Origin of the sequence: Bacteroides pyogenes DSM 20611 = JCM 6294, assembly GCF_000428105.1 — a bacterium.
GTDB lineage: Bacteria > Bacteroidota > Bacteroidia > Bacteroidales > Bacteroidaceae > Bacteroides > Bacteroides pyogenes.
In genome coordinates, this window is record NZ_ATZH01000058.1 from 1 (window position 1) to 7,447 (window position 7,447).

Consider the following 7,447-nt stretch of genomic DNA (forward strand, 5'->3'; position numbering starts at 1 on the left):
TGAGTGTATGGAAACTCTTCCGCATATCCGTCGGACGGTTGTACAGCAGATAATGAAGACTGTCGTTAAGGTTAAACATGGCTGCAGGCTTGAATTATTGAATAAATCTCCTGTGGGCTGAGCTCTCCCTGAATGCGTATTGCATCTCCTTTTGATGTACGTATCTCTATACTTTTAAATCCGGATGATGATTCTCCTTTGGGTTTACGGCCGCTCTGACCGGTAAATGACGGGACAGGAATAAATGTGCCGCTTTGTCCCAGTTCTATAAAATCGCCTTTGGAAGTATTGACGCAGGACTGTTCTTCTGCATAACGGGACTTGCTGTCATAAAATCTCCAGACAGGGATATTGAGTTCCGCCAGCCTTGATTTATAAGTTACTTTGTGTTCCTTGCAGTACATAATAATTTCTGCAACTTCTTCTCGTGTCATCATAAGTTTTATTTTTGGGCACAAAGATACTGGTCGAAGAGATTGCAGAAAATACGTGGTTTACCGGAGGCTTACGCTCAATATGGGCTTGTAAGTCAAGAAGAATTTTTCAACAAGATTGTTGCTAGTGAAAATCTGTCAGGATATTATCTTCTGCAAAAGGGCGATTTTGCATATAATAAAAGCTATTCGGGAGATTATGTTTGGGGGACAGCAAAACGTTTAGACAATTATGAACAAGGTGTATTATCCCCCTTATATATTTGCTTTCGCCCAGATTCTGCTAAAGTGGATTCTGATTTTCTCGCCTATTATTTTGAGTCAAAGAAATGGCATAAAACTGTCGCAGATATAGCTGGTGAAGGTGCAAGAAATCATGGCTTGCTTAATATTTCTGTTATAGATTACTTTAATACTATTCACTGTATTCCATCTATGGATGAACAGAAACAAATAGCTCAGATTGTGAGTACATTGTTATCAAAGATAGCACGAGAACAACGCGTGTTGAATTGTTACGCTGCACAACGGCAGTATTTGCTTCGCCAGATGTTTATATAAACATCCGGTGGAGCAAATACTGTTTCTGATTTGACAAACAAGTTGAATACGCTTCTTCGTTTTCTATCTTTTCTTCAATACTTCTGAGAACTTTCAGTATATGAAGTTGGTGCTCTTTTGACGGAATAACAATCTTCATATTAAGCCATTCTTCAACATTTATAGAGCGTCCGTCTCGAATGCCATAAGTTACAATAATCAGAGATTTTATAAATCTGTAAGACGTGAAGTAATAGGACAGATACCCAAACTCCAAAAGCCTATTTGGACGCAGTATTGTGTATGCAGGACTACACACGCCTAACTTGTTTGAGAAAGCAAAGCCTCCTTGAAATGAACGCAAATGAATAACATAATCACCTTCTCTTACAATTTTGTAAGTATTAATATTGCTACGCTCAAATTGAATATCTAAGTTTAGGTCATCTCTGTTCACCATGCCTTTTTCTTGGCTTGCAGAAAGAATATTGAAATATTCCATTTGTTTGTTGCGTTCGTTGACGACCTCAAATAATTGTCCATACGAGTATTCTTTGCCTTGGATTTCGGAGTATAACTTTTCAATAATTGCAGACTTTAGTTTCTTCAAGTCCTCAATGATTTTGTTTTGGGTAGCGATGCGCTCGTCAAGTAAATCTAATAATCGAGATATTTTAAGTTGCTCTTTTTTGTCGATCGTAAAATAAAAGCGAATTGTTGCTAAATCCTCACTATTAATAGCCGGGTAACTTGATCCTGTGCAACGAACCATTACTTTTCTATTGAATCCGTCTGTATTCAATAGATGATAAATATAGTTTGGTGATTCTGTCGTTCTAATTTGGGCATATCCAGTTGAAGCAACCCATTGTTGATTACTCGTATTTTGAGTTTTATGAATATAGTTATTTTTCTGATAGGGACGCACACATTGAAACAGAATGTCATTGTTATCTATAACACGTTGTGCTCTACTTGGTGCTTCTTCGCGCATTATTTCTTGTATTTTTCTCAATTCTCCTTTTTCAACAGCCTCTAAGTCTATATAAATAAAAGTATTTTGAAGTGAGTCTGATTTTGGATTTATAGTGGCTATGTCTTGGAGCGATACCATTTCCCACTCCCCACCAAACTCCGGAAATCTCAGAGGGGGTACATTGGGGTTTTTATTTTTGTTATTTATAGTCATTCTTTTCTGTTATCAAGATTATAGCATGCTTTACTTTACTCCACCAAGCCAAGCTCCTTTAGATATACATCTATCTGCTTATCCAAATCTGCACGTTTGGCCTCAAGTTCCTTGATTTCTTTCATCACAGCGTGAATATCGATAGGTTCCTCCTCTTCAAATGTATCTACATACCGGGGAATATTTAAATTGTAATCATTCTCTGCAATCTCTTCAATAGTCGCAAGATGGCTGTACTTCTCTACTTCCTTACGCTCGCGATAAGTGGAAATAATCTTTTCAATATGTTCGGGGCGAAGCTTGTTCTGTGTTTTTACTTTTTCAAACTCTTTGCTCGCATCAATAAACAAAATGGTATCATCGTCTTTTCGGCATTTCTTACACACAATGATACAAGTCGGTATACTTGTTCCATAAAAAATATTAGCAGGCAGTCCGATAACAGCATCTATATAGTTTTTATTTTCAATCAGGAAACGACGTATTTTACCTTCCGATGCACCACGGAACAAGACTCCGTGAGGAGCTACACAAGCTAAAATTCCCCCTTCATTAAGATGATGAATCATATGGAGAATAAAGGCATAGTCTGCTTTTGACTTTGGAGCAAGTACACCTGCCTGACTGAATCGGTCGTCATTATGAAACTTATCAGCAGCACTCCAATCAGCAGAAAATGGCGGATTAGCCACCACCGCATCAAACTGGCGATCTTCAAAAGCATCCGCCTCAAGCGTATCACCATTTTCAATCGTAAAATCACGATATTTCACATCATGCAAAAGCATATTCATTCGTGCGAGATTGAATGTCGTAGGATTCTTCTCTTGACCAAAAATCAAATCGGCCTTACCACTGCGGGCTGTACGAAGCAACAAGGAACCGGAGCCACAAGTCGGATCGTAAACATCACGAAGGCGCGCCTTACCTGTAGTCACGATTTCTGCCAATATTTGACTCACTTCTTGTGGCGTATAGAATTCACCGGCTTTCTTTCCTGCGCCTGCCGCAAACTGACTTATCATATATTCATACGCATCGCCAAGAATATCAATATCAGTGGCTTCATGCAAACCAAAATCTATACCATCAAGTGCAATAAGCACACTGCTAATCAGTGCATTTTTGTCATCAGTGGTTTTTCCAAGCTTAGGAGAAGCAAGATCTATGTCAGAAAACAAACCGCCAAAATCCTCACTGCTGTCTTGTCCTATAGTACTATCTTCAATTTTCTTTAAAGAACGCTCTAATTGAGGCAAAATATTCTCTTTTCGGTTGATAGAATCAATAATAGTTGAAAAAAGGAATTCAGGTTCAAGAAAATAACCGAGCTCATTCAGACAGACTTCTTTCAAATCAGCCTTTAATTCTTCGTCATCTCCCTTCCAAGCAGCCTTAAAAGTGACATTGTCATTTTCAAGCTCTGAATTAGCATAAAGTTCTATTTTTTCCGACAAATATTTATAAAAAATGAAACCCAAAGTAAAATACATAAAATCGCTGGGAGACATATTCCCTCTCAGCGTATTGGCCACAGTCCAAAGCTGGGCACGTAATCGTTGTTGCAGTTCTTCGCTCATTATATATTGCTTTAAAATTTTATTCCCAATTATAAACATCCATGATAACTCGCAATTTACCCATAATGCGGTTAAATAAGTTTTTCCGGCTCTTTAGCCCCAATTTCTTTTGCTTAATGGCATTTTGAATTATTTCAGGTTTTTCCCGATGTAAATAATCATATTCTGATATAAATGAATGAAGTACTGCCTCATCAATCTGTTCTTCTTGAGCTAATTCGGCAATAGCCTCGGCTTTAACACGATTCACATAAGTACGTAATCGTCCCTCTAAATCTACAGTCCCATCCGCTTTCTGTCGCCGAAATGCCTCTTTCTGTAAATCGACCGTTTCTCTGATAAATCCGTCAATAAGATCAGCCTTGCTACGCATTTCAGCATCTCGTATCATTGTGTCAAGAATCCCCTTGCGTTTCTCAGCATAATCTTCACTCTCAGGATCAAGATCATGCATCAACGAGAGAATGTAGGCAACATTCACCACATCGCTGTGAAGTAGCTCCAAACAAAAATCAATATCATTCAACGTTCGTTGATCACCATAAGGAGTCTCTGTCAAATCTGCTGCCATTGTAGGAGCAACGGGTTTAGCGCCAAAATTCTGGGCTATATCAAGATACTTGCTACGAAAATCTTGAAATTCTTGTTCTGACATGATAAACGAAATATCATCCGGATGATATTCCTCGTATATCTGCATTTCGGCATGTTTCTTAATAATATCACGAAAAGCCAAAATAAAGTCTACTTTATCATGCTCATTTTGAAAAAAGTCTATCACATCTACTGTAGGATATTTAGTTAAGAACTCCTCTGTCAACAGCAAGTAGTCTTTCTTCACTTCGGCATATGGTTTATGAAGTACTATATCAAAGTTCGGTGCATCATCATTTGAGAAAAGTTTAATAGCTGCGTCTACATTTGGTTTCAAATCACGAAAACAAACAATCTTACCGAATCGTTTTTTCTCGTTAAGGACTCGATTTGTACGACTGAAAGCCTGAAGAAGAGAATGATACTCCAAGTTCTTGTCTACATAAAGTGTATTCAGTTTTTTAGCATCGAAGCCAGTCAAAAACATACCTACCACTAATAAAAGATCAATGGTAGGCACATTCTTTTCTTTTTTCTTCATCCGCTTATTAATATCATCGTAATATAAGGCAAAGTTATCGGTAGTATATGCTGTCCCGAAATAATGATTATAATCATCCATTATTTCCTGCAATTCATCTGCTTCCACCTTATTGTTGGAGAAGCCTTGATTCATGCCTGTAGATTCATCATCCTGACTAGCATTTGCGGCATAAGTGAATATAGCACCGATTTTAATTCTCGGATTCATTGATTTGAAAATCTTGTAGTACTTCAATAACATCGGCACAGATTGAACTGCAAACAAAGCGTTAAATTCACCTTCAAATGTCGATTTATTAAAATTATTGAGAATAAACGATGCTATTTCTTCCATACGTTTTTCACTCTCCACATCAAGGTCTACACTTCCTGTGTAGTACTCTACAAGAAAACCCAAAACATTATCATCCGCTATCGCATCCTTTATCAAATACTGATGCAGACAATTCCCAAAAACTTCTTTCGTGGTCCGATTATCTTTAGAATTTTCGGGGAATATAGGAGTACCGGTAAAACCAAAAAGTTGTAAGTTGCTAAAAAAGTGCACAATATTCTTATGACATTCTCCGAAGTGGCTACGGTGACATTCATCAAAAATCATCACCACTCGTTTTTTGCTAACATCCTGCAGATACTTATTATAATACTCCTTTGTAACAGCACAGTTCAATTTTTGAATGGTAGTAATAATAATTTTGGAATTGCCGCTCAAACGCCTAATCAGCTCACGCGTATTATCTGTTCCATCCACAGCACCGGGTTCAAAGGCTTCGTACTCCGTTTGTGTCTGTGTATCAAGGTCGCGCCGGTCTACCACAAAAAGCACTTTCTCTACTCCCTCCATTTCCGACACTAATTGAGCAGCCTTGAACGAAGTTAAAGTTTTTCCGGCCCCAGTTGTATGCCAAATATATCCATTCTCATGATTTTTTTCCACTCGATCAAGTATCTCTTCGACAGCATAATATTGATATGGACGAAGCACCATTAAACACTTATCCCCCTCATGCAACACCATATATTTACTAAGAATTTTGCCCAGTGTACAACGGTCGAAGAATTCAACGGCAAATTTACTCAGTTGATTGAATGGCTCATTTTTCTTTGTTGTCCAGTTAAACGTAAACTTAAAACCACTATTCGGATTATTAGCAAAATAACGGGTATTCACACCATTGGAAATGACAAATAACTGAATATAGTGAAAGAGTCCGTGATATGATGTCTTATGATAGCGTTGCACTTGATTGTAAGCTTGCTTCAACTCCATGCCTCGCTTTTTTAACTCTATTTGCACTAATGGCAACCCGTTGATTAAGACAGTAACGTCATAACGGCACTCTTTATCTCCTTCAACTCTAATTTGATTTGAAACTTGAAATTCATTTTGGCACCATTTACTCGTATTTAAAAATTCAAGCCATATCCGATCGCCATTATCTAAATAGAACTCTTTCAGTTCTCTCAGTTTCTTCGCTTTTTCAAATCTTGTCCCTCCCTCCAAATGCAAGAGTATTTTTTGAAACTCGCTTTCGGTTAGTTCTGTCCGATTATGTAAAGCAAGCTGTTTTGCATTATGTTTTTCTAACTGCCTCTTGAAATTAGCCAACAAATCATTTTCATTCCTGATTGCAACGTACTCATACGCCATATCAGTAAGGGTCTTAATAAACCCTTTCTCCAATGCGTTTTCAGTCTGCGTACATGTCATATAATTGAGGTAATAAAATCCTTAATGTCTTTTTTTGCAAAAATATAAAACATTTCACAATAAAAAAACAAAAGAGAATCGTTTACGCCCTTACAAAATGAAATATATAACAAATACAGTTTTTCGCCTCAGTAAATAATAGCGACTTTTTATCCTCCCCTCACATACACCGTAAGCCGTCCGGCCCCCTCGCGTTTCAACACTCCTCGCTCTACCCAGGCGTTCAGTTCTTCCAATGCCAGGAGGCGCTTCCGGCCTGTCAGTCCGGCATATTGCGGGCGGGTGATGAAGGCGTGTTTCAGCAAATAGTTTTCGAGAAGGGCTTTGCATTCTTTCTCGGGCAAAGGGGGAGCTTCCGGCGCACGGGGAGCCTCTCTGCGTTGCAGCCTCATCTTTTCCTTTATCTCCCGCTTGATCTGGCTGCTTGCCCGGTAATTGACACCCCTCGGCTCGACAGAGGCGGCACGGATCTCGCTTTTATCGCTCACGGCAGGACAGCTCAGCGAAGCGGAGAAGTAACCCAAGCTGCCCACCTCCACCGTCCACCCTTCGGCGAGCAGATCGCGCGCCTCGTTGCAAAAGGCTTCGAGTGCGCCTGCCAACAAACTGCGGCTGATTCCGGTAAACCGATGGACACGGTCGAGAAATTCCTCCCGCCTCACCGTTCCTTTCGACACGATGCGGGCATGCAGGCGCGTGGCCTCTCTTTTACTGCGTTTCGGGGTTGCGAACAAATCGTATATGGCACTCATATTTTTATGGATTTAGATTGTTATCAAAAAGTTTGTTTGCTGCAAAAATAAGAAGTTTATTTTCCCCGATAGCGAAAATCAAACCGTTAGTCTTAATAAAATTA

The 7,447-nt window shown here is 39.0% G+C and carries 6 protein-coding genes; 1 reads left to right on the forward strand and 5 read right to left on the reverse strand.

The window, feature by feature from the left end; genetic code table 11:
- Positions 1-71: 71 nt before the first annotated feature.
- Positions 72-437 (reverse strand): hypothetical protein, encoded by a 366-nt coding sequence (locus C234_RS17830; protein WP_051290262.1) that lies wholly within the window; start codon positions 435-437, stop codon positions 72-74.
- A gap of 39 nt (positions 438-476) precedes the next feature.
- Here C234_RS17830 and C234_RS16435 point away from each other — a divergent pair, with 39 nt between their 5' ends.
- Positions 477-995 carry a restriction endonuclease subunit S gene (locus C234_RS16435; RefSeq protein ID WP_051290263.1) on the forward strand — a complete coding sequence of 173 codons (519 nt, stop codon included), beginning with the start codon at positions 477-479 and terminating at the stop codon, positions 993-995.
- Here the strand turns inward: C234_RS16435 and C234_RS0112510 are convergent.
- The 4 genes from C234_RS0112510 to C234_RS0112525 all read right to left on the reverse strand — a co-directional run bounded on the left by C234_RS0112510 (position 988) and on the right by C234_RS0112525 (position 7,343).
- On the reverse strand, positions 988-2,088 hold the full coding sequence (locus tag C234_RS0112510) for a restriction endonuclease subunit S (RefSeq protein ID WP_081688159.1): 1,101 nt from the start codon (positions 2,086-2,088) through the stop codon (positions 988-990). The genes C234_RS16435 and C234_RS0112510 overlap by 8 nt on opposite strands.
- 110 nt (positions 2,089-2,198) lie before the next feature.
- Positions 2,199-3,743, reverse strand: a complete 1,545-nt coding sequence (locus C234_RS0112515; protein ID WP_027326047.1) for a type I restriction-modification system subunit M — start codon at positions 3,741-3,743, stop codon at positions 2,199-2,201.
- A 19-nt stretch (positions 3,744-3,762) separates the two neighbouring features.
- Positions 3,763-6,591 carry a type I restriction endonuclease subunit R gene (locus C234_RS0112520; RefSeq protein WP_027326048.1) on the reverse strand — a complete coding sequence of 943 codons (2,829 nt, stop codon included), beginning with the start codon at positions 6,589-6,591 and terminating at the stop codon, positions 3,763-3,765.
- Between the two features lie 149 nt (positions 6,592-6,740).
- Positions 6,741-7,343, reverse strand: coding sequence for an HU family DNA-binding protein (locus tag C234_RS0112525; RefSeq protein ID WP_027326049.1), 603 nt, complete (start codon positions 7,341-7,343; stop codon positions 6,741-6,743).
- Positions 7,344-7,447 lie beyond the last annotated feature (104 nt).

What these genes read in the sequence shown, in the direction of transcription:
- C234_RS17830 (WP_051290262.1), bottom strand. Translation starts at nt 437, where the DNA reads ATGATGACACGAGAAGAAGTTGCAGAAATTATTATGTACTGCAAGGAA.
- C234_RS0112510 (WP_081688159.1), bottom strand. Translation starts at nt 2,088, where the DNA reads ATGGTATCGCTCCAAGACATAGCCACTATAAATCCAAAATCAGACTCA.
- C234_RS0112515 (WP_027326047.1), bottom strand. Translation starts at nt 3,743, where the DNA reads ATGAGCGAAGAACTGCAACAACGATTACGTGCCCAGCTTTGGACTGTG.
- C234_RS0112520 (WP_027326048.1), bottom strand. Translation starts at nt 6,591, where the DNA reads ATGACATGTACGCAGACTGAAAACGCATTGGAGAAAGGGTTTATTAAG.
- C234_RS0112525 (WP_027326049.1), bottom strand. Translation starts at nt 7,343, where the DNA reads ATGAGTGCCATATACGATTTGTTCGCAACCCCGAAACGCAGTAAAAGA.